We start from the raw sequence: 25,993 nt of genomic DNA, 5'->3' as shown, positions 1-25,993 counted from the left end.
ACCTCTCCTCCCCAGGGGGATCAGCTGTGCCCGCACTGAGCGGGTCAACGGTTTTACGGTGCGGGCTCCGCCCGCCCGTGGTTTTATAGCGAATTTTGAGAGAAAGAGCGTCTTGGTATGCAGGTCCATAAGTACGACGTCGTCATCGTCGGTGCCGGTGGCGCTGGCATGCGCGCCGCGATCGAATCCGGTCAGCGCGCGCGCACAGCAGTACTGACCAAGCTCTACCCCACCCGCTCGCACACCGGTGCGGCGCAGGGTGGCATGTGTGCGGCACTGGCCAATGTCGAGGAAGACAACTGGGAGTGGCACACGTTCGACACCATTAAGGGCGGCGACTACCTGGTGGACCAGGACGCAGCCGAGGTCATGGCGAAGGAAGCCATCGACGCCGTGCTGGACCTGGAAAAGATGGGTCTGCCGTTCAACCGTACGCCGGAAGGACGGATCGACCAGCGCCGTTTCGGCGGCCACACCCGTGACCATGGCAAGGCTCCCGTACGCCGGGCCTGCTACGCGGCTGACCGCACGGGCCACATGATCCTGCAGACGTTGTACCAAAACTGCGTCAAGCACAACGTTGAGTTCTACAACGAGTACTACGTCCTGGACCTCCTGACGGTGGAAGAAGACGCAGTCCGCGAAGACGGCACGCCGTACAAGCAGAAGCGCGTTGCCGGCGTCGTGTCCTACGACCTCGCCTCCGGTGAACTGCACGTGTTCCAGGCCAAGTCCGTGGTGTTCGCCTCCGGCGGCGCCGGCAAGGTGTTCAAGACCACGTCCAACGCCCACACCCTCACCGGTGACGGCATGGGCATCGCCTTCCGCCGCGGCATCCCCCTGGAAGACATGGAGTTCTTCCAGTTCCACCCGACCGGCCTTGCCGGCCTGGGCATCCTGCTTTCGGAAGCCGCCCGCGGCGAGGGCGCCATCCTGCGCAACTCCGAGGGTGAGCGCTTCATGGAGCGCTACGCCCCCACCATCAAGGACCTCGCACCCCGCGACATCGTGGCCCGCTCCATGGCCAACGAAGTCCGCGAAGGCCGTGGCTGTGGCCCGAACAAGGACTACGTGCTCCTTGACCTGACCCACCTCGAGCCGGCGCACATCGATGCGAAGCTTCCGGACATCACCGAGTTCGCCCGCACCTACCTTGGTGTTGAGCCGTACACGGAACCGGTTCCGGTGTTCCCGACGGCGCACTACGCCATGGGCGGCATTCCCACCAACATCACCACCGAGGTCCTGCAGGACAACGACACCGTGGTGCCGGGCCTCTACGCGGCCGGTGAAGTGGCCTGCGTTTCGGTCCACGGCTCCAACCGCCTAGGCACCAACTCGCTGCTGGACATCAACGTCTTCGGCAAGCGCGCCGGCATCGCCGCCGCTGAGTACGCCAAGACGGCTGACTTCGTGGACCTTCCGGCGGACCCGGAGGCCTACACCATCGAACTGCTTGACATCGCCCGCAACGGCACCGGCGACGAGAAGGTGGCCGTGATCCGCAAGGAACTCCAGGACACCATGGACGCCAATATGCAGGTGTTCCGCACGGCCGACACGTTGAACCAGGTCCTGAAGGACATCGAGTCCTTCGAGGCCCGGTACAAGAACATCAGCGTCCAGGACAAGGGCAAGCGCTTCAACCTGGACCTCCTCGAGGCCGTGGAGCTCGGCTTCCTGCTGGAACTGGCCAAGGTCATGACGGTTGCAGCCCTGCACCGTGAGGAATCCCGCGGCGGCCACTTCCGCGAGGACTTCCCGGACCGCGACGACGAAAAATTCATGAAGCACTCCATGGCGTACAAGGACGACCACGCCCCGGCTGACGGCTCTGCAGAGGCAATAGCCGGCATCCGACTGGCCACCAAACCGGTTGTCTTTACCCGCTACGAGCCGATGGTGAGGAAGTACTAAGATGTCCGCCGAACTTGCTGAGCCAGCCTCCAAGATCGAACTGCCCGCACACATCGGAGGCGGCGGGGAGATCCCGACGTTCGACGTCACCCTGCGCGTGCGCCGCTACAACCCCGAGGTGTCCGAGGACGCCACCTGGGACGACTTCAAGGTCACCATGTACGGCACCGACCGCGTGCTGGATGCCCTGCACAAGGTCAAATGGGAAATCGACGGCAGCGTCTCCTTCCGCCGGTCCTGCGCCCACGGCGTCTGCGGTTCAGATGCCATGCGCATCAACGGCCGCAACCGACTCGCATGCAAGACCCTGCTGAAGGACCTGGACACGACCAAGCCCATCACCGTGGAACCCATCAAGGGCCTGCCGGTGGAGAAGGACCTGATCGTGGACATGGAGCCGTTCTTCCAGTCCTTCCGCGAAGTCATGCCGTTCCTGATCAACAAGGGCCACGAGCCCACGAAGGAACGCCTGCAGTCCGCCGAGGACCGTGAACGCTTCGACGACACCACCAAGTGCATCCTTTGCGCCGCCTGCACGTCTTCCTGCCCGGTCTTCTGGACCGACGGCCAGTACTTCGGCCCGGCAGCAATCGTGAACGCGCACCGCTTCATTTTCGATTCCCGTGATGACGCCGGCGACATGCGCCTGGAGATCCTGAACGACAAGGAAGGCGTGTGGCGCTGCCGCACCACCTTCAACTGCACCGAAGCATGCCCCCGCGGCATCCAGGTCACGCAGGCCATTGCCGAGGTCAAGCAGGCAATCCTGTCCCGTAAGATCTAGTACCGTTTTCCCAACGGATGTAACAGCCGACGGCGCCTCCCACCTCTCCGGTGGGGGCGCCGTCGTCGTTCTCCGGAACGTACCGAAACGAAAGGGCTCCCATGTCCCGCTCCGAAAAAGTCAGCTTCGAAGGATCCACGGGCGAACTGCTCTCCGGCATCATCGACGTTCCGGAAGGCCCGGTCAAGGGCTGGGGTGTGTTCTCGCACGGTTTCACCCTGGGCAAGGACAGCCCTTCCGCGTCCCGGATGTGCAAGGCGTTGGCGGACAACGGCGTGGGAATGCTGCGCTTCGACAACCTGGGACTGGGCGAATCAGCCGGTTACTGGTCTGAAGGCTCCTTCAGCCATAAGGTGGCGGACACCGTCAGGGCTGCGGAATTCATGCGGGCCGAAGGCAAGGCGATCTCCCTGCTGGTGGGGCATTCCTTCGGCGGTGCGGCGGTCCTGGCGGCTGCAAAAGAGATCCCGGAGCTCGACGCCGTCGCCACCGTGGGAGCGCCGTTCTCGCCCAAGCACGTGGCACATGTCTTTGACGCAGCCTTGGACCGGATCCTGAGTGAGGGCAGCGCCGAGGTTGACCTGGGCGGCAAGCGCGTGGAGATCCGCCGGCACTTCGTCGAGGACCTGGAGAACGCGGACCTGACTGACTGCATCAAGCAGCTGCACAAGCCCCTGATGGTGCTGCACTCCCCCACGGACAACACCGTTGGGATCGAGAACGCCAGCACGATCTTCCAGACGGCGCGCCACCCGCGCAGTTTCGTCTCCCTGGAAGGCAGCGACCACCTGCTGACCGGTAAAGGCCAGGCCGCCCGGGCGGCGAAGATTATTTCCGCGTGGGCCGATCAGTACCTCGACGCCGGGCGGTAGCGGGCGTCCGTTCCCGCACTGACAGCCGCTCACGCTCCACCGGCGTTTTTCCCGGCTGGACCTGGCGCGAACCCCAGCCGGTCGCCTTCGCGGCCGGCGCATTCTTCAGGTCCTCTTCACGGACGGCGGACCACGCCGCTGAGACCAGGTAGACCTGGCTGACCAGGTTGAACCAGATGAGCAGCCCAATGATGATGGCGAACGGAGCCAGAATCGGGTTGCGGCCGGCGTTGGCAAGCAGCTCCGTGCTGAAGATCTGGAGGATTGTGGTTCCCACGGCCGACAGGATGGTGCCTTCCAGCAAAGCCCGCCGCGTAAGTTTCAACCCGGCCGCCAGCCGGAACATGATCACTGCCGTCACCCAGCCCAGCGCCAGCGGCACGCCCACCTTGATGGACGTGGTCAGGGGCCAGGCCATCACCGGGTCCAGCTGCAGCTGCTCGGTGACCCACCCGGCCGCGGTACCGAAAATGAGGGAGGCGCCAGCGCTGAGCACCAGCGCAACGCCCAGCAGCAGCAGCGTGCCGGCGTCCCGGAGCTTCTGTACCACCGGGTTCATCTTCAGCGGGCGGAGCCGCATCACGCCCCGCAACCCTTCCCGGACGCCTGCGATCCAGCCCAGGGAGGTCACGATGGTCACGACGGCAGCGATGACCGCGGTCCAGCCCAGGCCGGAAGGATTCAGGAGGTCCTGCGGATCCACCAGGCCGTCGCCTCCGTCGACCTTCACAAGGCCCGGCGCGCTGGCGGCGACACTGCTGACAATCCGGTCCAGCAGTGCAGGCTGGCCGCTCAGCAGCAGTCCGGCAACGGAAAAGCCGGTGGCCAGAAGGCCCGTGATGGAGAAGAACATGTTGAAACCGATGCCGGCGGCCATCAGCGGCCCGTGCTGCAGGTTGTAGTGCTGGAACGCACGCATGGGGCGAAAGGCGTTCAGTCGCGCCAGCAGCCACTGGAGCATGGCCAGCAGCCCTGGCATGGCGCCGCCGCCTGACCTGCGGGCCTTGCTCCACTCAACCTTCTTGCGGCTCACTTCCAGCTTCAGCCGGGCGCGCTCCGTCGGCAGCGGAGGTTCAGCCGCCGCCTGCGCTGCCTGCGCTGACTCAGCCGGACGTGCCTCGGAGGTGGTCAGTTTCGATGCCAAAGTCGAGCTCTTCCCGTAGCTGCCAGATGCCGTTGATGTCGTGCTCGTACAGCCCCATGCTAACCACAGGGAACGTGGCCCGGTAATCCTTCAGCACCGTTTCGGCCTCATCCAGGCTCTCCGGCGCCACATCGTGGGCGATGGTCACATGCGGGTGGTAGGCAAACGGCAGTTCCCGTTCCAGCGGCCCGGTCTGCAGCTGTTCGTGCAGGTTCACGCAGTGGCCGAAACCGTCTTCGACGTTCAGGAAGACCACCGGGGACACGGGCCGGAACGAGCCGGTCCCCGCGATGGTCACCGTAAACGGCTCCTGCCGACGCGCTATTTCGCGGACGTGGTTCCGGGTGGCTTCCCAGTCCTTGGTGGGAGTGGTGGTTACCAGCGTGATGTGTGCCGGAATGACGCCGGCCATGGGGTCGCCGAAGGACGCCCGCCAGCGCTGGAGCTCCTCGGCGATATCCGGGGGGAAGCCCAGGATAACGCCGACGCTCATCTCCTCGGTCCGGTCCCTGCGCTTACGCGGGACCGTGCCCCGGCCCGTGGCAGCCTCATCATCGGCGTCTACGAATTTTCCCTCTCCGCGGTACGCAGGGGACTTTTCGTTGGCAGTGACTTTGCTGGCGGATGACATGGGGCTAGCGGACTCCTGCGAGGCTGAGGGACGGCAGGAAGCCCATGCGCTCATAGACCTGACCGAGGGTCACGGAGGCGATTTCCCGGGCCCGTTCGGCACCGCGGGCAAGGAGCCTGTCCAGTTCCGCCGGGTCCTCCATCAGTTCGTTGGTCCGGTTCCGGAGGGGCGTAATGAAGTCCACCATCACGTCCGCGAGGTCCGTCTTGAGGTGGCCGTACATTTTGCCCTGGTATTCCGCCTCAAGCTCGGCCACGGTCTTGCCGGTGAGCGTTGAGTAAATGGTGAGCAGGTTGGAAACCCCCGGCTTGGCTTCGGTGTCGAACCGGATCTCAGTTCCGGCGTCAGTTACTGCGGACTTGATCCGCTTCGCCGCGAGCTTGGGGTCTTCCAGGAGTTGGATGGAACCGTGGGGCGATCCGCCTGTCTTCGACATCTTGGCCGTCGGGCTCTGGAGGTCGTAGATCTTGGCCGTGGCCTTGAGGATTGTGGCCTCGGGCACTGTGAAGGTGTGGCCAAAGCGGGTGTTGAAGCGCTGGGCAAGGTTCCGGGTCAGTTCCAGGTGCTGACGCTGGTCCTCGCCCACCGGGACAAGGTCCGTCTGGTAGAGGAGGATGTCCGCTGCCATCAGGGTGGGGTACGCGAACAGGCCAAGCGTTGCGGCGTCCGCCCCCGACTTCTGCGTCTTGTCCTTGAACTGCGTCATGCGGGACGCCTCGCCGAACCCGGTGATGCAGTTCAGCGCCCACGCGAGCTGGGCATGTTCAGGGACATGTGACTGGACAAAGAAGATGCTCTTGTCCGGGTCGATGCCCGCCGCGATGTACTGGGCGGCAACCACACGGGTCCGCTTGGCCAGCTCTGCGGGTTCGAAGTCCACGGTGATGGCATGGAGGTCCGGGATGAAGAACACGGCGTCGTATTCCGCCTGCATGTCAACCCAGTTGCGGACGGCGCCGATGTAGTTGCCCAGGTGGAGCGAGTCCGCTGTGGGCTTGGCGCCTGAGAGGATGCGTTTCTTGGTCACCGGAGAAGTCGAGCTAGTCATTGTGAGAAAAACCTTCGGGCTTAGAGCTGGTAGTCCACTACCAGCGGTGCGTGGTCGGAGAAGCGGGTGTCCCATGACGGTGCCCGGTCCACCACTGCCGAAAAAGCCGCGGCAGCGAGGGCGGGGGTGGCCATGTGGTAATCGATGCGCCAGCCTGTGTCCGTGTCAAAGGCCTTGCCGCGCTGGGACCACCAGGTGTAGGGGCCGTCGACGTTTCCCGCCAGGCCCCTGTGGACATCCCTCCATCCGATCTCCTCGCCAAAGAAGCGGTCAAAGTACGCGCGTTCCTCAGGAAGGAAGCCGGCGCGCTTCACGTTGCCCTTCCAGTTCTTGATGTCCAGCTCCGTATGGCCAACGTTGAGGTCGCCCACCACGAGGGCATGGTCGCTGTGCTTGGCCAGCTCGGGGAGGCGGCGCGTCATGACGTCCAGGAAGCGGAACTTGTCGTCCTGCTTGGGGGTCCCGGCTTCGCCGGAGTGAACGTAGGCGCTCACCACCGTCAGCTGGGTTGCTGCACCGGCGGCATCCCGGACGCGGAAGTCCGCTTCGACCCAGCGCCCGGCGGTGGCAAAGTAGTCATCGCCGATGTGTGACCGAGTTGCCAGCGGTTCGCTGCGGGAGGCAATGGCGACGCCGGCGCGGCCCTTGGCCTCCGCTTCCTCGTGCAGGATGAACCAGCCCTCGCCCAGGAGTTCACGGACGATCTTGTCCGGCGCCCTGACCTCCTGCAGGCACAGAATGTCAACCCCGCGGGGCTCCAGCCACTCTGCCATGCCGTTCCGGTAGGCAGCGCGGAGACCGTTGACGTTGACTGATGCGATGCGAAGGTGGTCCTTCTCCAATGCCGAGCTCACCCGCTCCACTCTAGTCGATGATGGTTCCGCTGACAGGTTCGTCAGCGCCGCCGGAGGACTTGATCATGTCCCGGGCGTTGGTGGCCGTGATCTCGATGGTTTCCAGTGCTCGGCGGATGGTGTCCTGATCCGAGGCAGCGCCCTTGGCCCGTTCCTGTTCAACGACGCGCACCTGCACCTGCACGATCTTGAAGGAGTGGTCCAGCTTCAGGTCCCGGACTTCGTCGGCTTCGTTGCGCGACCGGACCAGGCGGGTACCGCCGTGGTCTGCGCTCCCCGGCGACGGCGCGCGGCCGGTCGCGGCGTTGAAGGCGTTCTGCGCCTCGTTCAGTTTGGCGGTGGCCTTCTTGGCCGCCTTCTGGATGCTGAACACCACGAACGCTGCCAGCGCGAGCCAGAAGCCGGCGATGACTGCCACCACCCAGCCGACGACGTCGTTCTGGTTGGCGGCGAAGATGACGGCCACCACAAAGGCGATGACAAACAGCATCATTCCCGGGCCGCTGATTCGCAGCATGGAGAACCCGCCCTTGGTCGGGTTGGACGCAGAGTGAGGGTTACCCAAAGTTCGCATGGGTCCATTGTCTCAAACGCCGGGACGGGAAAATGCTCGCTTCCACCCCGGGCGAACGCTACTTCAGGAAGAGCTTGCGCAGGCGCCCTGCCGTGAGCATGACCCCCAGGACGATCATCACGAGGTAGTACCCGACGTGGACGGCTGTGGCGGGGGTGAAGATTCCCACACTGATCTGCCGGAGCAGCTCCACCCCGTGCCACAGCGGCATGGCCTGGATGAGCCACTGGATGTACTGCGGGTAAACGCTCAGCGGGTAGAACGTGGCGCTGAAGAGGAACATCGGCAGCATCACGAAGTTGATCCAGTCCATCTGCTGGAAGGTCTTCATGAAACTGGTGATCCCCATGCCGAAACTCGCAAAGCCGAAGGCGATCAGAACGGCGGCGGGAATCATGAGGATGGCCCACGGGGTGGTGATCAGCCCCATGACGCCCATCACTGCGGTGAATCCTGTGGCGTACAGCAGGCCCCGCAGCAAGGCCAGGAAGATCTCCCCCATGGCCACGTCCAGCGGTCCCAGGGAGGTGTACAGCATGCCCTGGTACAGCTTGGCGAAGTTCATCTTGAAAAACACGTTCCACGTGGAATCGTAGACGGCCCCGTTCATCGCGGACACGGCCAGGAGTGCCGGGGCGATGTAAGCGGCATAGCTGATTTCCTGGCCCCCGGGACCCTGCACTGCGCCCACGATTGCACCCAGGCCGACGCCCATGGAGATCAGGTACAGCACGGGCTCGAAGAAGCCGGAAAGCATTACCATCCAGTTGCTGCTCTTGGTGGCCATGAGTCCGCGGGCAATCACCGCTTTGACGTTCCGTGAGTACATCGGGCCGAAGTGGCGGTTCCGTGCCGCCTCGGTGACGCTGTGGCCTTCAGTGAGTGTGCTCATTGCCCCAGCCTCCTGACGAACTGGCGCTTGGTGAGTATCCAGCCCGCCACGGCGAGGCCCACCAGGAACACGATGTGCAGGATGGTCAGCAGCGGCGGCTCGTCGTAACCGTAGCTGAAGACACGGCCCAGTTCGGTGCCGTGCCAGATCGGCGAAATCCAGCCGATCCACCGGACCACCAGCGGCAGGGAATCGAGGGGGAAGAAGGTTCCGGAGAAGAGGAACAACGGAGTCACAATGAACCTCATCACCATGGCGAACTGGCCCTTGTCCTCCTTGATGGAGGCGGCATAGGCCATCAGCGGCAGGCCGAAGGAGAGTCCCGCCAGCGTGGCCACCAGGACGGAGACCCAGCCCCAGCCGCTGGGTGACGCACCGAAGAGCGCCACCACCGCGAAGTAGATGGCGGATTGCAGCAGGAACCGCAGGGTCACGGCCATGATGTGGCCTGCGGCGATCTGTTCAGGCGTGAGCGGGGACGCGTGCGGTCCGTAGTAGACCCGACGCCACTTGAAACCGTCCATGACCGGGAACGTGAATTCGTTGGCCGCGGTCATGACGGCGGCCGAGATCAGCAGGGCAGGGGCGATGAACGCGAGGTAGCTGACACCGCCGAACACTCCCCCGCCACCCGTGTCCACGAGCGTGGCCAGGCCCACCCCCATGGCGAACAGGTAGGCCACAGGCTGGCCCACGCCGTACATCACGATGGTCCAGCCGTAGCTCTTCATCACGCGGAGGACCTGCTCCGCGTAGTAGAAGGATCCCCAGCGGCGGGCCCGGGCCGCTGAAACGGCCGGTGAGTGGGCACGCAGTGCAGCCGGCACAGCCGGTCCGCGGCCGCCGTCGTCCGTTACAGGGGGCGCGGATTGCTCAGTCAACGAGGCTCCTGCCGGTGAGGCGGAGGAAGACATCCTCCAGGGACGACCGGCGCACCAGCGACGTGAGCGGACGCAGTCCGCGGGCGGACACCTGCTCAAGTGCCGCCTCGCCGTCGTGCGCGTAAATCAGCACGCGGTCCGGGAGCGTCTCCAGCCGCTCGCCGATGCCCTCAAGCTCAACGCCGATGGTGGCGTTGCGTTCCGAACCGAAACGCAGTTCCAGGACTTCCCTGGTGGAGTACTCACGGATCAGGCTGGACGGTGAGCCTTCGGCCATGATCCGGCCCTTGTCCACCACAATGAGGCGGTCGCACAGCTGTTCCGCCTCATCCATGTAGTGCGTGGTCAGGATGAGCGTGACACCCTGCTCCTTGAGCCGGAAAAGCCTGTCCCAGAGGATGTGCCGGGCCTGCGGGTCCAGGCCTGTTGTGGGCTCGTCCAGCAGCAGGATCCGGGGTTCGTTGATCAGCGAACGCGCGATGGTCAGCCGCCGCTTCATGCCGCCGGAGAGCGCGTCCACCTTGGATTTCGCCTTGTCCGTCAGCTGGGCGAACTCCAGCAGCTCATCGGCCTTGGGCCGCAGGTAGCTCATGGGCAGCCCGAAGTACCGCCCGTAGACCAGCAGGTTGTCGCGGACCCTGAGTTCCTCGTCGAGGTTGTCCTGCTGCGGCACGACGCCCAGGTGCGCACGGACTTCGGGGCCGTGGCTTTCAGGATCCAGCCCCATGATGGACAGGCTTCCGGAAGTGCGCTGGGAGACCCCGCCGATCATCTTCATGGTGGTGGACTTGCCGGCCCCGTTGGGGCCAAGCAGGCCGAAGGCCTCACCGGCCGGAACGCTGAAGGAAATGCCGTCGACGGCGGTGACGTCGCCGTACGTCTTGGTGAGGTTTTCGGCGGTGATGACGTACTGCATCTGGTCGCCCCGGCTCTGGCTGCGGGATGGTTTGCTTGACAGTTCTTCGTTGGACACAAGTTCAGGCACCCACACAACGTTAGTACTCACGTTCGAACAAAGAAAGAGTTGGAGCTCAAAAAATCCATTCGATGTGAATTCCCCGGGCAGGGCCCAGGTTCAGGTCACCGGTTAAGCGCAGCAGGGCGCCTCTTCCCATCGGGAGGAGGCGCCCTGCAGCATTTGAGTCCTACAGCATTTTCAGTCAGCGGGCGTTCAGCCTGCGTGGCTTTCCGCTGCTAATTGGCGTTCCGCGGCTTCGACCACGTTGGTCATAAGCAGCGCCACGGTCATGGGACCGACACCGCCGGGGTTCGGCGAAATCCAGCCGGCTACCTCGGCAGCGGCGGGGTCGATGTCGCCGTGGACCTTGCTCTTGCCCGTTTCGGGATCGGTTTCACGGGTGACACCGACGTCGAGCAGGGCCGCACCCGGCTTGACGTCCGCAGCCTTGACGATGTGCTTGGCACCCGCCGCGCCCACAATGACGTCCGCCAGCTTCAGCAGCTCCGAGAGGTTCTTTGTGCCGGTGTGCGTCAGCGTGACGGTGGCGTTCACTGCCCGCCGGGTCAGCAGCAGGCCGATCGTGCGGCCGATCGTGACACCGCGGCCGACCACGACGACGTGCTTGCCCGAGAGGCTGTAGCCGTTGCGTTCCAGGAGCTCGATGACGCCACGGGGCGTGCACGGCAGCGGCGAGGTGATCTCACCATTGACGTTGAGCACCAGCCGGCCGAGGTTGGTCGGGTGCAGGCCGTCGGCGTCCTTGGCGGGGTCAATCCGCTCAAGGATGGCGTCGGTATCCAGGTGCTTGGGCAGCGGCAGCTGCACAATGTAACCGTGGCAGGCCGGGTCCGCATTGAGTTCGTCAATGAGGTCCTCAACCTGGGCCTGGGTGGCATCCGCCGGAAGCTCACGCTGGATCGAGTTCATCCCGATCTCCACAGACTGCTTGTGTTTCATGGACACGTACAGCTGTGAGGCAGGGTCCGCGCCCACGAGCACAGTTGCAATGCCCGGAGTGACTCCGCGGGCCTTCAGGGTGGCGACACGCTCGGACAGCTCGGACTTGATGGCGGCAGCGGCTGCCTTTCCGTCAAGGACCTTGGCGGTCTGCGCCATGGACGGGGTCACCACTGCTCGTGCTGCGGGTAGAGCGGGAAGTCGGCGGCGAGCTTGTCCACGCGGGCCTGCAGGGCGTCCACGTCGGTGGCGGAACCGGCCTTCAGCGCGGTGGCGATGATCTCCGCTACCTCGGTGAACTCCTCGGCGCCGAAGCCGCGGGTGGCCAGCGCCGGGGTACCGATGCGCAGGCCGGAAGTGACCATCGGCGGGCGGGGGTCGAACGGAACGGCGTTGCGGTTCACGGTGATTCCCACCGAGTGCAGGAGGTCTTCCGCCTGCTGGCCGTCTAGCTGCGAGTTGCGCAGGTCCACCAGGACCAGGTGCACATCGGTGCCGCCGGTGAGCACGGAGACACCGGCCTCAGCGACGTCGGCCTGGTTGAGGCGGTCGGCAATGATCCTGGCGCCTTCGAGTACGCGCTCCTGGCGCTCCTTGAACTCAGCGGTGCCGGCGATCTTGAAGGCAACGGCCTTGGCTGCGATAACGTGCATGAGCGGTCCGCCCTGCTGGCCCGGGAAGACGTTGGAGTTGAGCTTCTTGGCCCATTCCTGTTTGGCCAGGATGACACCGGAGCGGGGGCCGGCGAGGGTTTTGTGCACCGTCGAGGTGACGACGTCGGAGTGCGGCACCGGGCTCGGGTGCAGTCCGGCTGCCACGAGGCCGGCGAAGTGCGCCATGTCGGTCCAGAGGAGCGCACCAACTTCATCGGCGATGGAGCGGAAGGCCGCGAAGTCCAGGTGGCGCGGGTAGGCGGACCAGCCGGCGATGATCACCTGCGGCTTCTCGGCGATGGCCTGCTCACGGAGCTTGTCCATGTCGATGCGGAAGTTGTCCTGCTCCACCTGGTAAGCGGCAACCTGGTACAGCTTGCCGGAGAAGTTGAGCTTCATGCCGTGCGTGAGGTGGCCGCCGTGGGCCAGCGAGAGGCCGAGGATCTTGTCGCCGGGGGTGATCATGGCGGAGAGTGCTGCGGCGTTGGCCTGCGCACCGGAGTGCGGCTGGACGTTGGCGTATTCAGCGCCGAACAGGTCCTTGACGCGGTCGATCGCCAGCTGCTCGGCGATGTCCACGTACTCGCAGCCGCCGTAGTAGCGGCGGCCCGGGTAGCCCTCGGCGTACTTGTTGGTCAGGACGGAACCCTGCGCTTCCATCACGGCGCGCGGGGCAAAGTTTTCGGAGGCGATCATTTCCAGGGTGCCGCGCTGGCGGCCGAGCTCCTGGTCCAGTACGGCGGCGATCTCGGGGTCGATCTCAGCCAGCGGCAGGTTACTGACGGCGGAGGAAGTGCTGACGGAAGTCGGTGAAGTGGTCACGAAGAACTCCTGGCTAGGGATGGGCGCTGCTAAGGTCAGGCTACCGGCTGTGACGTTGCCCTGCCCCTTGGTTACGGGAAAGCCCATGGTCACGGGCAAGTCCGCGTTGCGGGGGGCAAGACAGCAGGAATCGGCAGCGGTTAGACTGCCGGCCGGCAAAACATGACCCTCGGCCCAGGCGTACGATCCGTGGTCTTCGTTAATGCCGCTCCCTGATGGTTAGCCATCCAACGCCAGTTGCGACCGGTTAAGACTATCAAAACCTTTCCGCATCCCGTCGAAAGCACAGCCTCCCGGCGCGGGTAGGCTGTTCTTCGTGACTGAAGACCAGCTGACCTCCGCCTACGTACTGACCCTCTCCTGCCCGGACCGGCCCGGCATCGTCCATGCCGTGGCGGGAGCACTGCTCGTGGCCGGCTGCAACATTACGGACTCGCAGCAGTACGGAAGCCAGGACACCGGCACGTTCTTCATGCGCGTTGAGGCCACCACCACCATTCCGCAGGCAGACGTCCACGCTGCGCTGGAGCCCGTGGCGGAGGCTTTCGGCATGCAGTGGAGCCTGGACCCCGTGGGCCGTAGGATCCGCACCCTGCTGATGGCAAGCAAGTCCGCCCACTGCCTCAACGATCTCCTGTTCCTGCAGCGCTCCGGCACGCTGCCCATCGAGATCCCCGCCATCGTGTCCAACCACGAGGACCTGGCCGGACTTGCGGAGTTCTACGGCATCCCGTTCCATTACATCCCGGTCACCCCGGACACCAAGGTCCAGGCGGAGGACGAACTGCGCAAGATCATCGCCGAGGAAGACATTGAACTGACTGTCCTGGCCCGTTACATGCAGATTCTTTCCAACGAACTGTGCACCGAACTCACCGGCAAGGCCATCAACATCCACCACTCGTTCCTGCCGTCCTTTAAGGGTGCGAAGCCGTACCACCAGGCGCATGCCAGGGGCGTGAAGCTGATCGGCGCCACCGCACACTACGTCACCGCTGCCCTGGACGAGGGGCCCATCATCGAGCAGGAAGTCATCCGCGTGGACCACCGCCGCACGGCCGAGCAGTTCGTGCAGATGGGCCGCGACGTGGAGGGCCGCACCCTGGCCCAGGCCGTCCAGTGGCACGCCGAGCACCGCGTGCTACTCGACGGCAACCGCACAGTCGTCTTCAACTAGGCCGGCGAGATGGGCGGCGCGCACGGCGGCGAGGACCGGCTGGCCGCGTTCTACAACCAGCGCGCCGTCGTCCACCCCGTCCATCCGCTCACCCCGCAGCGTGAGCAGCAACGGGAGCGTTTCATTGCCCGGCTGAAGGCCGAAGGCAGGCACGCGGTGCTGGAGATCGGCTCGGGGCCGGGGCTTGACGGGCTGAAGTTCGTCCAGGCCGGCATCCACTACACCGGTGTGGACCTCTCCGAAGAGCACGTGCGCCTGGCCACGGCCAAGGGGCTGAACGTCTCAGTTGCCAGTGCGCGGAACCTGCCGTTCGCCGACGGCGTCTTCCCGGCGGTGTGGACCATGAGCACACTGCTGCACATCCCCAACAGCGACATCGACGACGTCGTCCGTGAGCTCGTGCGCGTGGCCGCGCCCGGCGCGCCGATCGCCGTCGGGCTCTGGTCCGGGGACGACGTGGAAGTACTCAACCCCGAAGACGTGATCCAGCCGCCCCGCTTCTTCAGCCGGCGCAGCGATGCGGCGCTCCGGCGGATCTTCGGCAGACATGGCGATGTAGAGGAACTGATGACGTGGCCGGAAGGAACGGGCGCGGAGTCCGGACCGGGTGCGGGCCACTGGACGCAGCATTACCAGTTCCTGGTCCTCCGCACTCCCCCGCCCGAACCCAACTGACTGGCACTTAACGTCGCGAAATCGGCGAATGACGACGTTAAATGCGAGTCAGTTGGGGAAGCGGGGAGGGTCTAGGCTCCCGCCGGGCGCTTCCTTTGTAGCCGCCCAGGAAACCGCCCGCGATCAAAAAGCGTGCCGCGGCCCGTGCCAGCCGGACTCCGAGCCGGTGGTTTCCCCGCCTTCGCGCCGTCCATGACCCGAGCATGATCAGCACGGCCACGGCGTTCAGCCCGGCATGCACGACTCCGACCCGCTGCTTCGTCCTGCCTGCCAGCGCCCATTCGGCCCATCCGGCCAGCGCAGTGGACGCCGCCGCCAGGACGCCGAGCCCCACCAGCCGCGTGGCCGCCCGCTGGGTCCCGGGATCCGGAAAAAAGTCGAGGTACGGGGCCATAAACCACGCTCCGAAGGGCACGTCGGTCAGGACCGCATGGACTGAGCCGCGTCAGCGGCGTCACTAGGTTGGCCGGGAGTTTTTGTCCAGATAATCGCCCCAAACGACCTCTTTGGTCCCGTTATCTGGACAAAAACTCCTAGGCTGGGCTCATGGCTCCTCTTTATCCTTTTGCCGGCACCAGCCCGGACGTCCACCCTTCAGTCTTCGTGGCACCCAGCGCGTCCGTGATCGGCAACGCCACCCTCGCCGAGGACGCCAGCGCCTTTTACGGCGTCTCGGTGCGGGCCGACACCGCCGCCATCACCGTGGGAGCTGGCAGCAACCTGCAGGACAACGTGGTGCTGCACGCGGACCCGGGCTTCCCCTGCAGCGTCGGCGCGCGTGTCAGTGTGGGGCACAGCGCCGTCGTGCACGGCTGCACGGTTGAGGACGACTGCCTCATCGGCATGAGCGCCACCATCCTGAACGGCGCGGTGATCGGCGCCGGCTCGCTGGTGGCGGCCGGCGCCGTCGTCCTCGAAGGCACGGTGGTCCCGCCGCGGTCCCTGGTGGCCGGTGTCCCGGCCAAAGTCCGCCGCGAACTCACCGATGAAGAGTTCGACGGCGTGCAGCGCAACGCCGCGCACTACCGCGAACTCGCCCAGGCGCACCGGGAAATGCACGCCGGCTAAACCGAACGTCAGTCCAGGCTGATCGGCCCCAGCGCGTCCAGCAGTTCGCCCGGCCCCGGGTTCCCTGCCGCTGACCGGCCACCGAGATGGTTCACCACGCCCCACACCGCGTTGAGGCCGGTGGTGACCGCACCTTCGGCCCAGCCGGCAGTGAACGAAACGTCGTCGCCGGCCAGGAAGATGCCGCGCTGGGATTCGGGCAGTTTGTCCTGCTTGAAATGCGTGAACAGCCGCTGCTGGTAACGGTAGTGGCCGGGCAGGTTCGCCTTGAAGGCACCCATGAAGTTGGGGTCCGCCTCCCAGCTGACGGTGATGGGCTGGCCGATGATGTGGCTGGCGATGTCGACTCCCGGGTAGATCTGCTCGAGGGAGTGCAGCATGAGCTCCACGCGCTGGTCCGCATCGAGCGCCAGCCATTTCAGGGCGTCGTCGTTCCACGTGTAGGAGAGAAGGATCACCGCGGGCTTGTCCGGCCCGTCGTCCAGCAGGTAGGTGGCACGGTTCAGCCGGTCGGTCAGCGTCATGGACAGGACATCGCGGCCCGTTGCCGGATCAGTGTCCTTCCAGAACGGGCGGTCCACCATGACGAAGGTCTTGGAGGACTGCATGTAGTGCGAGCGCTCGATCGCCGTCCACAGCTCCGCCGGGAACAACGCCTCCTCGGTGTGGATCCGGGTGGACAGCAGCCAGGACTGGCACGTGGTGACGACGGCGGGATAGCTCGCCTCCCGGCCCCAGCGTTCGCGGAGGCGGAGATCGCCGTTGGTGTCCCGGCTGATGCGGTCCACTGCGCCGCGAGGGGAGCCGGAATGCAGCGACGCCAGCGACGTCCCTTCCGGCCAGTGGGCCATGCCCGACGGCGTGTGCTGCCACAGCGCCTCGGGGAGCCGCTGCGCTCCCCCGGCAATGAGGCGGTGCTGGTCGTCGGCATCGGTGTAGACGACGCGCAGGATTTCAAGGATGGAGTTGGGGAAGTCGGTATCCCAGCCGCCCGTGCCGAAGCCCACCTGCCCGAATGCTTCACGGTGCGCAAAGCCCGCCTTCTTGAAGGACTCGCTGGCCGCGATGAAGCCGTAGAACGTCTGTTCGTCCATCAGCGGCAGGAGTTCGTTCCAGATCTCCTTGATCCGGGCCGTGTCCCGCGCCCGGATGGCATCCTGCATCTCACTGAATTTGGCGCCGTCGTTCACGGCGGCCTTCCACGCATCCGCAACCTCGCGGAAGAACGGCGGCAGGTCCGCCGGCGTGCTGGCGTAGTGCTTCTGGCCGGCCAGCTCAATCACGGTGCTGGAGGTGGCCGGTGCCAGCGGGTTGGGGAATTCCTGGGTCTGCAGGCCCAGCAGGTCCACGTAGTGGTAGAACGCCTTGCCGGACACGGGGAACCGCATGCCGCCGAGGTCCGCCACCACGCCCGGGGCCGACGGGAAGCTGGCGGTCCGCAGCCGGCCGCCGATCTGGTCGGCTTCATACACCACGGGGCGGAGGCCCAGCTTCATCAGTTCGTAGGCCGTGACCAGTCCGGACAGGCCCGCGCCGACAACTGCCACCTCGGTCCCGTACAGCTCGGGCGGGACGGAGCCGAGCCCGTCCGGGTGGGCCAGGTAATGGTCATAGCTGAACGGGAAGTCCGGGTTCAGCATGGTGATGGGGGCATCGGCTGCCGCGCCCCGAGCTGGGGCGGGCTGGAGGCCGGGGGCCGCAGCGGGGTCGTTGGCCGGCAGTTCGGTGGCGATGGTCATGAAAGGTCTGCCTTCGTCGGTTCGGTGGTGGACAGTGCTGAAGTTTCGCGCCCGGTCAGTTCACGGTATTCCTCGTGGCCCAGTGCCGCCACCCTGGAGTGCTTGCGGCCGTAGCCGAAGTAGGCGGCGAGTCCCACCAGCATCCAGATGCCGAAGACCGCCCACGTGTCCGCGCCGAGGTTGGCCATGAGGAAGGCACACATCAGCGCGCCGAGGATCGGGGTGAGCGGGAAGAGCGGCACCCGGAAGGTGCGCTTGAGTTCGGGCCGGTTGCGGCGCAGGTAGATGACGGCCACGTTGACCAGGGCAAAGGCGAACAGGGTGCCGATGCTGGTGGCATCCGCAAGGTCCCCTAGCGGTACCAGGCCGGCGGTGAGGGCCACGAGGACGCCCACGATCACGGTCCCGGCAACCGGGGTGCCTGTGCGGGAGGAGACGCGGCCAAAGATCCGCGGGATGAGGCCGTCGCGGGCCATGGACAGCAGGATGCGGGTCTGCCCGTAGAGGACGGTCAGCACGATGCTGGCGATGGCAAGCACGGCGCCGACGGCGAAGACCAGTGCAATCCACGGCTGGCCGGTGGTTTCTTCGAGGATTTTGACGAGCGCGGCCTCGGTGCCGTCGAACCAGCCCCAGGGGCGGGCGCCGATGGCGGCCACAGCCACCAGGACGTAGATGGTGGTGACGATCAGCATGGAAAGCATGATGGCGCGCGGCAGGTCCCGCTTGGGATTGCGGGCTTCCTCGCCGGCGGTGGATGCGGCGTCGAACCCGATGTAGGAAAAGAACACCGTGGAGGCGGCGGCGGAGACCCCGGCGGCGCCCATCGGCAGCAGCGGTTCGAAGTTGCCGGCATTGAAGGCTGTGAAGGCCACGGCGCAGAAGAAGATGAGAATGCCCACTTTGACCACCACGATCGCAGTGTTGATCCAGGCGCTTTCCCTGGCACCGCGGACCAGCAGGATCGTGGCGAGGACAACAATGACCATGGCCGGGATGTTCATGATGCCGCCGTCGCCGGGCGGCTGGGACACGGAGTCCGGAAGGACCTGCCCGAAGACCGCCAGGGTCTCGTTGACGTACTGGCCCGCACCAACGGCCACGGCGGCCACCGACACGGCATACTCGAGCACCAGGCACCAGCCGCAGATCCACGCCATGCCCTCGCCCATGGTGGCGTAGGTGTAGGAGTAGCTGGAGCCTGCCACCGGGACCAGTCCGGCCATTTCGGCGTAGGAGACGGCGGAGAGCAGGGCGGCCAGGCCGGCGATGGCGAACGAAATCCAGATGGCGGGACCGGCCAGCGGCACGGACTCGCCGAGGATCACCAGGATGCCGGTTCCCAGCGTGGCGCCCACGCTGATCATGGTCAGCTGCAGGACTCCGAAACTGCGGACCAGCCTGGTGCCGCCATGGCCGGTTTCGGCCTCGCTGACCATCTGGCCGATCGGCTTGCGGCGCAGCAGTTGTGCAGCCAGGCCCGGACGGCGGGCAGCAGCCGGCGGCCGGCCGGTGAGTGTAGGCACAGTCATCATTGACGTCCGTTCGTGAGTAGTTATCGGCTTTCCCCTGGTCCAGCTTAGGTTTGTGAGCCACCTCTCACGGTTGTGCAAAATGACCTATAGTGATCTGGCATGAGACTTAATGCACACAGTAAGAGCCCGCGGAATACGGCGCTCACCGGGCAGGTCAGCGTTGACCTCTCGGCCATTTCAGACAACATCCGCACGCTCCGCGAGCGCTCAGCGGCGCCCCACTTCATGGCCGTGGTGAAGGGCAACGCCTACGGCCACGGACTCGTGGACGTCGCCCGTACCGCCCTGTCCGCGGGCGCGGACTGGCTGGGGACGGCGCAGCTTCACGAGGCGATCGCGCTGCGCCGGGCAGGAATCACCGCCCCGGTGCTGTCGTGGCTTTACCTCGCGGCCGCCTCCAGCGGGACCATCAGGGAAGCGCTGGAGTACGACGTCGATGTGTCGCTGGGCAGCGTCGCGCAGCTCGACGTCGTGGCCGGTATCGCCCGCCTGCTGGGCCGCCCCGCCGTCGTCCACCTCGAACTGGACACGGGACTGAGCCGCGGCGGCGCGCGGACGGAGGACTGGGCGGAGCTTGTCACCGCTGCCCGGGCGGCGGAGCGCGACGGCACGCTCCTGGTCCGGGGCGTCTGGACGCATCTGGCCTGGGCCGATGTTCCCGCGCACCCTGCCAATGTGGCGGCTGTGGATGCTTTCGAAAAGGCCGTCCGCGCGGCCCGGGCTGCCGGCCTCGACCCCGCCCTCCGGCACGTTTCGAGTTCCGCCAACATCCTGGACCGGCCCGAGTTCGCGTTCGACATGGTGCGGGCCGGCCTGGCTTTCTACGGACTGGCCCCCGCGGACCACCTTGCCCCGGCCGACTTCGGCCTGCGCCCCGCGCTCACCGTTACTGCGCCCGTGGTGCTGGTCAAGAAAGTCCCGGCAGGAACCGGCGTCAGCTACGAGCACCAGGCCATCACCCACGAGCCGAGGTACCTGGGGCTGATCCCGCTGGGCTACGCGGACGGCATCCCCAAAGGCATCTCGGGCCGCAGCCTGATCCTCCTCGGGGGCCGCCGGGTTCCGGTGATCGGCAAGGTCTGCATGGACCAGTTCATGGTGGACCTGGGCCCGGATTCCAGCGGCGTGGCCGTTGGTGACACAGCTGTGCTATTTGGTGACCCGAGCACCGGGGCGGCGAGCGCCGATGACTGGGGCGCGGCAATCGGCAGTCACGGCGACGAGATCATCAATCGGATCGCCCCGCGCCTGCCGCGGGCCTACGAGTGCCCGGATTACCAGGAGGCCGGTGGTCCCGTTGGCGCCTGAGGCCGCTGCCGAACGGCTCGGCTTCGTCACGCTGGAGCAGTTCCTGCAGACGCTGCCGCCGGAGCTGAAAATACTGCACGATGGCGGCAACGGTGCCGGCATGCTGCGCTGGGTGGAGCCGAGCGAACTGGAGGACCCCACGCCCTACCTGCTAGACGGCGAGTTCATCCTCACTGCCGGGCTGCCGTTCCTCGGCGACGGCGGCAGCCCGGTGAAGGTGGATGCGTACGTGCAGCGGCTTGTCGGCGCCGGCGTGGGGGCCCTGGGGTTCGGGCTGGAACCGTACTTCGATGCTGTTCCCGAGGCGCTAATCGCAGCCTGCCGGCGCCACAACCTGACGCTGGTGGAGTTCCCCAGGACTGTCCCGTTTGCGGCGATCGGACTGGCTTTTTCGCAGCTGCTGGAATCGGACAACGCCCGGGTGTTCCGGCAATTGGCGGACACCAACCGGCAGCTGATGCGGGCGGTCCTTTCAGCCAGGCCGGAACACGAACTCCTTGCGGCACTGGCGCAACGGGTTCCGGTCTGGGCACTGCTCGTCGGAGCCGACGGCCGGGTCCGCGCCCGGTCTTCGGCCGCCGGAAGCGCCAGCCCGCCCGGCGCCGTCGAACTTTCGGCCCTGCAGCCGCTGCTGAAGCGACTACTGGCCGGCAGCGGCCCCAGGGTGGAAATGGAGTCCCTCGAGGAACCGGGTTCGTCCCTGGTGTTCGGCCATCCCCTCCGCAGCACCCGGGATGCCAACCTCGGCGGGCTGGTCCTGGGATCCGGCGGGCCCCTCACGCCGGCGCAGAACAGTGTGGTGTCCTCCGTGGTGGGGCTCCTGGAACTGCTGGTGCGGCAGCGGACCAGCGGCTCGCTGGCGCCGAGCCAACTGGCGACGGCGCTCCTGCTGCACCCGGACACCGCCACCTCGGGCGGCACGAAGCACGTCAACGGGCTCCGGGACCTCCTGGCACAGAGCATTTCCTCCACGCGCTCGGCCCCGCTGCGGGTGGTCCAGGGCGTGAAGGCGGAGCCCGGCGGGCCCGGCGACAGTCCCGTGCGGGAACTGCTGCAGTGGCGCCGGATGTTCGACACCAAACTGGTGGAGATCACCGACTACGGCTTCACAGCCATTACCCGCCTGAAGGTGGACGATGCCCTGCTCGCCGAGACGGAAGCGCTTGGCTGGCGGCTGGTGGTCGGGGATGCCACGGAGTTCCAGGAACTGGCGTCCGCCTACCGGCGGGTGACGTCACTGCGGGCGCGGGTAGAGGCAACCGGCCGGAGCGCCCGGGTGGACGAGGTGACCTGGTCCGTGGCGGGACTTCTCGGCCGCGAGGCCGGAACCATGCTGGCGGCCCGGCTGCTGGAACCGGTGCTCAGCCAGGAGGATCCCGAGCGGCGGGACGCCCAGCTGGCGGTGCTGCGGACCTGGCTGGGTGAGAACGGGAGCTGGGACGCCACGGCCAAGGCTTTGGGCCTGCACCGCAACAGTGTCCGCCGCCAGGTCAACGCCCTTGCTGAGCTGCTGGACACGGATCTCAACCTGGCCCAGGTACGCGCGGAACTCTGGTTTGCCCTTCAGTACGTGGACGACTCCCAAGCGCCATAGAGGTCCGGCCGGCGCTCCCGAAGGTACGGCACCACCTCTCGCGCGTCGCGGGCGCTTGCTGCGGACACATCCGCGAACAGCAGCTCCGGCGCCGGACCGGCCGCGGCCAGCAGGGCGCCGTCGGGACCCGCAATGACGCTGCCGCCCAGGAACTCCAGGCCGTCCTCCTCCCCCGCATGGTTGGCATAGGCCACGGTCAGCTGGCTTTCCAGCGCCCGGGCGCGCAGCAGGACCTGGGGTACGGAATCGAACCCCCGGGACAGGGCGGTGGGAACCAGCAGGAGTTCGGCGCCGCGGACGGCGGCGGCCCGCACCGCTTCGGGGAACTCGACGTCGTAACAGATCACCATGGACGTCCTGATCCCCAGGAAGTCGACGACGGCGGGAGGTTCGGCCGCCGGGCTGAACGCCCCACGTTCCTCCGCCCCGAACAGGTGCACTTTGGCGTAGTTCAACAGCTCCGCGCCCTCATGGTCCACCAGGGTGGAGGTGATCTGCCACCGCCCGTCCGGGCGAACGGCGGGCAGGCTGTAGACCAGGGCAATCCCGTTCCTCCGGGCGATGCCGGCCAGCGTCGAGCGGATGGACGGGAGCGTGCCGGGATCCAGTTCGGCCCGGACCCGGCGCGGCGCATATCCCACCGGGAACAATTCCGGGGTGAGCAGGACCCGGGCTCCGGCCGCGGCGGCGGTCCGCGCAGCGTCGTCGACCGTCCCGCAGTTTGCTTCCACATCAAGGACCGCGGCGTTCGCTTGCAGGAGTGCCAGCAGCACCATTACCACCTCTATAGTCTCCGGGACGGCCGCGGGAAGCACGGAACGCCTCTTGTTGCAGCCTCTTCCTCCCAGCGTAGCCAAGGTGCAGACTGGGCCGTAGGTGCATTTCCACCCGGAAAACGGGCCCTGCAGTGCGGAACGTCCGCGTGCGCGGCGCGGGCATTGTACTTGTGCCTTGCGTTAACTTCTTGACTACAACGGTGCAGATGGTGCACGCTTCATTGCATGCCCTCATCACCGCGCTCAACGAGGAGCCGAACCAAAAATCCTGGTTCACAGTCCGCTTTGAGGCACCTGAACCAGCAACGGATCATCGAGTGCCTGCTGAACGGCCCGTCAACCCAGGCTGAACTCGCCCGGCAGACCGGCCTTTCCACGGCCACGGTCTCCAACATCGTCAAAATCATGCAGGACGCCGGGCTGGCGTCCACGGAACCGACCACCAGTTCCGGCCGCCGGGCACTGAACGTCCGGCTCAACAGCAACGGGGCCGTGGCCGTGGGGATCGACTTCGGCCGCCGCCACCTCCGTGTGGTCCTCGCGACGCTGAGCTACCACATCATCGCTGAGGAATCAGTACTGCTGCCGCTCGGCCACCACGCGGACGAAGGCATTAGCGCCGCCGTCGAACTCCTGGCCAAACTGCTGGCCGAAAGCGGCGTGGAACGCAGCGCGATCGTCGGCGCCGGCGTCGGAATCCCGGGCCCCATCGACCGCCGGACAGGCACCGTGGCGCAGGGGGCGATCCTGCCCGAGTGGGTGGGAATCAACATCCTGCAGTACCTCGAAGAGACCCTGAATTTCCCCGTCTTTATTGACAACGACGCCAATCTTGGCGCCTTGGCCGAGGTGACGTGGGGTCCCCACAGCGGCATCAGCAACCTGATGTTCATGAAGATCGGTTCGGGCATCGGCGCCGGACTGATCCTCAACGGCGCCCCGTACTACGGCAACGTGGGGATCACCGGCGAAATAGGCCACGCCACCATCCACGAACACGGCCTGATCTGCCGCTGCGGGAACCGCGGGTGCCTGGAGACCATCGCCTCCACCACCACCATGATCGAGCTCCTCGGCCGGGGCGAGGAGAAGCCGCTCAGCGCGGAGGACATCGTCCGCAAAGCGCTGGAGCGGGACTCCGCCACCCTGCGTGTCATCGACGACGCCGGCCTGGCCGTGGGCCGGGCACTGGGCAATGTGGCCAACCTCATCAACCCCGAAGTAATTGTGGTGGGCGGTCCGCTGGCCGGGCTCGGAGACCTCCTCCTGGATCCCATCAGGCGGGGCCTTGTGCGCCACGCCGTGCCCGTCATCGGGGAAACCACAACGCTCACCATGTCCTCCCTCGGGGACCGGGCGGAGGCGCTCGGGGCGGCCGCCCTGGTGTTCCAGCATGCGGGAATCCGCCGCTCCTGAATCTTTTCGTTATCCGGCTGTTGCGTTAAAGACTTGACGACAAGGGCTGTGATCCAGTTTACTTTTTCATCAGACGGCCCTGCGGTTTGCGGGGCGGACAACGAAGTCATGCATTGGAGGCGTAAGGGCAAATGACGTCCCAGACCACGAACAGCGATCCGATCCTTCTTGAGATGCGGTCCATCACCAAGGAATTTCCCGGCGTTAAAGCTTTGTCCGAGGTAAGCCTGCGGGTGAAGGCCGGCGAGATCCACGCCATCTGCGGTGAGAACGGCGCCGGCAAGTCCACCCTCATGAAGGTCCTGTCCGGCGTGTACCCGTATGGCACCTACAGCGGCGACATCGTTTACCAGAACGAGGTCCAGCAGTTCCGGGACATCCGGGCCAGCGAGCAGGCCGGCATCGTGATCATCCACCAGGAACTCGCGCTCATCCCGGAACTCTCCATCATGGAGAACATCTTCCTGGGCAACGAACCCACCAAGCGCGGCATCATCGACTGGGCCGAAGCCCGGACGCGGTCCACCGAACTGCTGGCCCGGGTGGGCCTGCGCGAGGATCCGGATACCGCCATCAAGGAAATCGGCGTCGGCAAGCAGCAGCTCGTGGAGATCGCCAAGGCGCTGAGCAAATCGGTGAAGCTCCTGATCCTGGACGAGCCCACGGCGGCGCTGAACGAGTCCGACTCCCAGCACCTGCTGGACCTCATGCTGGGGCTCAAGGGCCGCGGCATCACGTCCATCATCATTTCCCACAAGCTCAACGAGATCGAGCAGATCGCGGATTCCATCACCATCATCCGTGACGGCAAGTCCATCGAAACCCTCGACGTGAAGGCCGACGGAGTGGACGAGGACCGCATCATCAAGGGCATGGTGGGCCGCACACTCGAATCACGTTTCCCGGACCACGAGCCGAAGATCGGCGAGGTGTTCTTCGAGGTCAAGGACTGGAACGTGGGCCACCCGCAGATCCAGGACCGCCTGGTCTGCAAGAATTCCAGCTTCTTCGTCCGCCGCGGCGAGATTGTCGGTTTCGCCGGGCTCATGGGCGCCGGCCGTACCGAGCTGGCCCGTTCCGTGTTCGGCCGCTCTTACGGCCGGTTCATTTCCGGGCACATCTATAAGGACGGCAAGGAGCTCACGCTCCGCACCGTCCGCCAGGCGATCGATGCGGGCCTGGGCTACGTCACCGAGGACCGCAAGTCGCTGGGACTGAACCTCCTGGATGACATCAAGACCACCACCGTTGCGGCGAACCTGAAGAAGATCAGCAGGCACAACGTCGTGGATCCCAACAAGGAATTCACGGTCGCGGAGCAGTACCGGAAGTCGCTGCGCACCAAGACACCTTCAGTGGAAGAAGGCGTCGCCAAGCTCTCGGGCGGGAACCAGCAGAAGGTGGTGCTCGCCAAATGGATGTTCACCGATCCGGACCTGCTGATCCTGGATGAGCCCACCCGCGGCATCGATGTGGGCGCCAAGTACGAGATCTACGGCATCATCCAGCAGCTGGCCAACCAGGGCAAGGGAGTGATCGTGATCTCCTCCGAGTTGCCGGAACTGCTGGGCCTCTCCGACCGCATCTACACCATCTTCGAAGGCGCCATCACCGGTGTCCTGAACAAGGATGAAGCCAGCCAGGAAAGCCTGATGAAGCTCATGACATCCGCCCGCAAGACCGCCGCCTGACCTTCTGGATAACTCCAGAACCTT

The 25,993-nt window shown here is 65.8% G+C and carries 24 protein-coding genes; 10 read left to right on the top strand and 14 right to left on the bottom strand.

The features are described from left to right. Positions 1–117 precede the first annotated feature (117 nt). The 3 genes from sdhA (at position 118) to RW112_RS15920 (ending at position 3,573) form a co-directional block, all read left to right on the top strand. Positions 118–1,917 carry a succinate dehydrogenase flavoprotein subunit gene (gene sdhA / locus RW112_RS15930; RefSeq protein WP_305940135.1) on the top strand — a complete coding sequence of 600 codons (1,800 nt, stop codon included), beginning with the start codon at positions 118–120 and terminating at the stop codon, positions 1,915–1,917. 1 nt (position 1,918) lies between these two features. Then, positions 1,919–2,701 (top strand): succinate dehydrogenase iron-sulfur subunit, encoded by a 783-nt coding sequence (locus RW112_RS15925; protein ID WP_028270493.1) that lies wholly within the window; start codon positions 1,919–1,921, stop codon positions 2,699–2,701. A 101-nt stretch (positions 2,702–2,802) separates the two neighbouring features. Beyond that, entirely contained in the window at positions 2,803–3,573 is a 771-nt protein-coding gene (locus RW112_RS15920; RefSeq protein WP_317782716.1) for an alpha/beta hydrolase family protein, read from the top strand. Here the strand turns inward: RW112_RS15920 and RW112_RS15915 are convergent. The 10 genes from RW112_RS15915 to glyA form a co-directional block, all read right to left on the bottom strand. Further along, on the bottom strand, positions 3,530–4,717 hold the full coding sequence (locus RW112_RS15915; protein WP_317782715.1) for a YihY/virulence factor BrkB family protein: 1,188 nt from the start codon (positions 4,715–4,717) through the stop codon (positions 3,530–3,532). The genes RW112_RS15920 and RW112_RS15915 overlap by 44 nt on opposite strands. After that, positions 4,677–5,210: a 2'-5' RNA ligase family protein gene (locus RW112_RS15910; RefSeq protein WP_305943562.1), complete on the bottom strand. Its 534-nt coding sequence runs from the start codon at positions 5,208–5,210 to the stop codon at positions 4,677–4,679. Before RW112_RS15910 ends, RW112_RS15915 begins: the two co-directional genes overlap by 41 nt. A 142-nt stretch (positions 5,211–5,352) precedes the next feature. Further along, the gene (gene trpS / locus RW112_RS15905) at positions 5,353–6,396 is read right to left on the bottom strand and encodes a tryptophan--tRNA ligase (protein ID WP_317782714.1); all 1,044 of its coding nucleotides are present in this window, start codon (positions 6,394–6,396) and stop codon (positions 5,353–5,355) included. A gap of 20 nt (positions 6,397–6,416) precedes the next feature. Further along, positions 6,417–7,250 (bottom strand): exodeoxyribonuclease III, encoded by an 834-nt coding sequence (locus RW112_RS15900; RefSeq protein ID WP_317782713.1) that lies wholly within the window; start codon positions 7,248–7,250, stop codon positions 6,417–6,419. A gap of 10 nt (positions 7,251–7,260) precedes the next feature. Beyond that, positions 7,261–7,824, bottom strand: a complete 564-nt coding sequence (locus tag RW112_RS15895; RefSeq protein WP_317782712.1) for a hypothetical protein — start codon at positions 7,822–7,824, stop codon at positions 7,261–7,263. Between the two features lie 58 nt (positions 7,825–7,882). Continuing rightward, on the bottom strand, positions 7,883–8,716 hold the full coding sequence (locus RW112_RS15890) for an ABC transporter permease (RefSeq protein WP_317782711.1): 834 nt from the start codon (positions 8,714–8,716) through the stop codon (positions 7,883–7,885). Further along, entirely contained in the window at positions 8,713–9,597 is an 885-nt protein-coding gene (locus tag RW112_RS15885; protein ID WP_317782710.1) for an ABC transporter permease, read from the bottom strand. Before RW112_RS15885 ends, RW112_RS15890 begins: the two co-directional genes overlap by 4 nt. Next, complete coding sequence (locus RW112_RS15880) at positions 9,590–10,513, bottom strand: ABC transporter ATP-binding protein (RefSeq protein WP_305943561.1); 924 nt, start codon at positions 10,511–10,513, stop codon at positions 9,590–9,592. The genes RW112_RS15885 and RW112_RS15880 overlap by 8 nt, the downstream gene beginning before the upstream one ends. A gap of 255 nt (positions 10,514–10,768) precedes the next feature. Further along, a complete protein-coding gene (locus RW112_RS15875; RefSeq protein ID WP_317782709.1) occupies positions 10,769–11,674 on the bottom strand; it encodes a bifunctional methylenetetrahydrofolate dehydrogenase/methenyltetrahydrofolate cyclohydrolase in 906 nt (301 codons plus the stop codon). Positions 11,675–11,682: 8 nt separating this feature from the next. After that, positions 11,683–12,990, bottom strand: coding sequence for a serine hydroxymethyltransferase (glyA, locus tag RW112_RS15870; protein WP_317782708.1), 1,308 nt, complete (start codon positions 12,988–12,990; stop codon positions 11,683–11,685). A 316-nt stretch (positions 12,991–13,306) separates the two neighbouring features. On the opposite strand from glyA, the gene purU reads away from it, so the two are divergent. Both purU and RW112_RS15860 read left to right on the top strand, forming a co-directional pair. Continuing rightward, positions 13,307–14,167, top strand: coding sequence for a formyltetrahydrofolate deformylase (gene purU / locus RW112_RS15865; protein WP_305940125.1), 861 nt, complete (start codon positions 13,307–13,309; stop codon positions 14,165–14,167). Positions 14,168–14,176: 9 nt separating this feature from the next. After that, positions 14,177–14,842: a class I SAM-dependent methyltransferase gene (locus RW112_RS15860; RefSeq protein ID WP_317782707.1), complete on the top strand. Its 666-nt coding sequence runs from the start codon at positions 14,177–14,179 to the stop codon at positions 14,840–14,842. 37 nt (positions 14,843–14,879) lie between these two features. On the opposite strand, the gene RW112_RS15855 is transcribed toward RW112_RS15860, so the two are convergent. Then, positions 14,880–15,266 carry a DUF2231 domain-containing protein gene (locus tag RW112_RS15855; RefSeq protein WP_411709931.1) on the bottom strand — a complete coding sequence of 129 codons (387 nt, stop codon included), beginning with the start codon at positions 15,264–15,266 and terminating at the stop codon, positions 14,880–14,882. A 122-nt stretch (positions 15,267–15,388) separates the two neighbouring features. Here RW112_RS15855 and RW112_RS15850 point away from each other — a divergent pair, with 122 nt between their 5' ends. Then, positions 15,389–15,910, top strand: a complete 522-nt coding sequence (locus tag RW112_RS15850) for a gamma carbonic anhydrase family protein (RefSeq protein WP_317782705.1) — start codon at positions 15,389–15,391, stop codon at positions 15,908–15,910. 8 nt (positions 15,911–15,918) lie between these two features. Here the strand turns inward: RW112_RS15850 and RW112_RS15845 are convergent, their stop codons facing one another. Together RW112_RS15845 and RW112_RS15840 are read right to left on the bottom strand one after the other, a co-directional pair. Further along, the gene (locus RW112_RS15845) at positions 15,919–17,649 is read right to left on the bottom strand and encodes a flavin monoamine oxidase family protein (protein ID WP_317782704.1); all 1,731 of its coding nucleotides are present in this window, start codon (positions 17,647–17,649) and stop codon (positions 15,919–15,921) included. Next, entirely contained in the window at positions 17,646–19,181 is a 1,536-nt protein-coding gene (locus RW112_RS15840) for an amino acid permease (protein WP_317782703.1), read from the bottom strand. Before RW112_RS15840 ends, RW112_RS15845 begins: the two co-directional genes overlap by 4 nt. A gap of 102 nt (positions 19,182–19,283) precedes the next feature. Here RW112_RS15840 and alr point away from each other — a divergent pair, with 102 nt between their 5' ends. Beyond that, complete coding sequence (gene alr / locus RW112_RS15835; RefSeq protein WP_317782702.1) at positions 19,284–20,492, top strand: alanine racemase; 1,209 nt, start codon at positions 19,284–19,286, stop codon at positions 20,490–20,492. Further along, on the top strand, positions 20,482–22,086 hold the full coding sequence (locus tag RW112_RS15830; RefSeq protein WP_317782935.1) for a PucR family transcriptional regulator: 1,605 nt from the start codon (positions 20,482–20,484) through the stop codon (positions 22,084–22,086). The genes alr and RW112_RS15830 overlap by 11 nt, the downstream gene beginning before the upstream one ends. On the opposite strand, the gene RW112_RS15825 is transcribed toward RW112_RS15830, so the two are convergent. Then, on the bottom strand, positions 22,056–22,862 hold the full coding sequence (locus RW112_RS15825) for a nitrilase-related carbon-nitrogen hydrolase (RefSeq protein ID WP_317782701.1): 807 nt from the start codon (positions 22,860–22,862) through the stop codon (positions 22,056–22,058). The two genes, RW112_RS15830 and RW112_RS15825, sit on opposite strands and share 31 nt — an antisense overlap. A 225-nt stretch (positions 22,863–23,087) precedes the next feature. Between RW112_RS15825 and RW112_RS15820 the strand changes: the two genes are divergently transcribed. Beyond that, entirely contained in the window at positions 23,088–24,278 is a 1,191-nt protein-coding gene (locus RW112_RS15820; protein WP_317782700.1) for an ROK family transcriptional regulator, read from the top strand. 131 nt (positions 24,279–24,409) lie between these two features. Then, on the top strand, positions 24,410–25,969 hold the full coding sequence (gene mmsA, locus RW112_RS15815; RefSeq protein WP_317782699.1) for a multiple monosaccharide ABC transporter ATP-binding protein: 1,560 nt from the start codon (positions 24,410–24,412) through the stop codon (positions 25,967–25,969). The last annotated feature ends 24 nt before the right edge of the window (positions 25,970–25,993 follow it).

The sequence above is a fragment of the Arthrobacter sp. B10-11 genome, from assembly GCF_033142195.1.
Lineage (GTDB): Bacteria > Actinomycetota > Actinomycetes > Actinomycetales > Micrococcaceae > Arthrobacter > Arthrobacter oryzae_C.
This window is presented reverse-complemented; position numbering and strand designations above follow the sequence as displayed.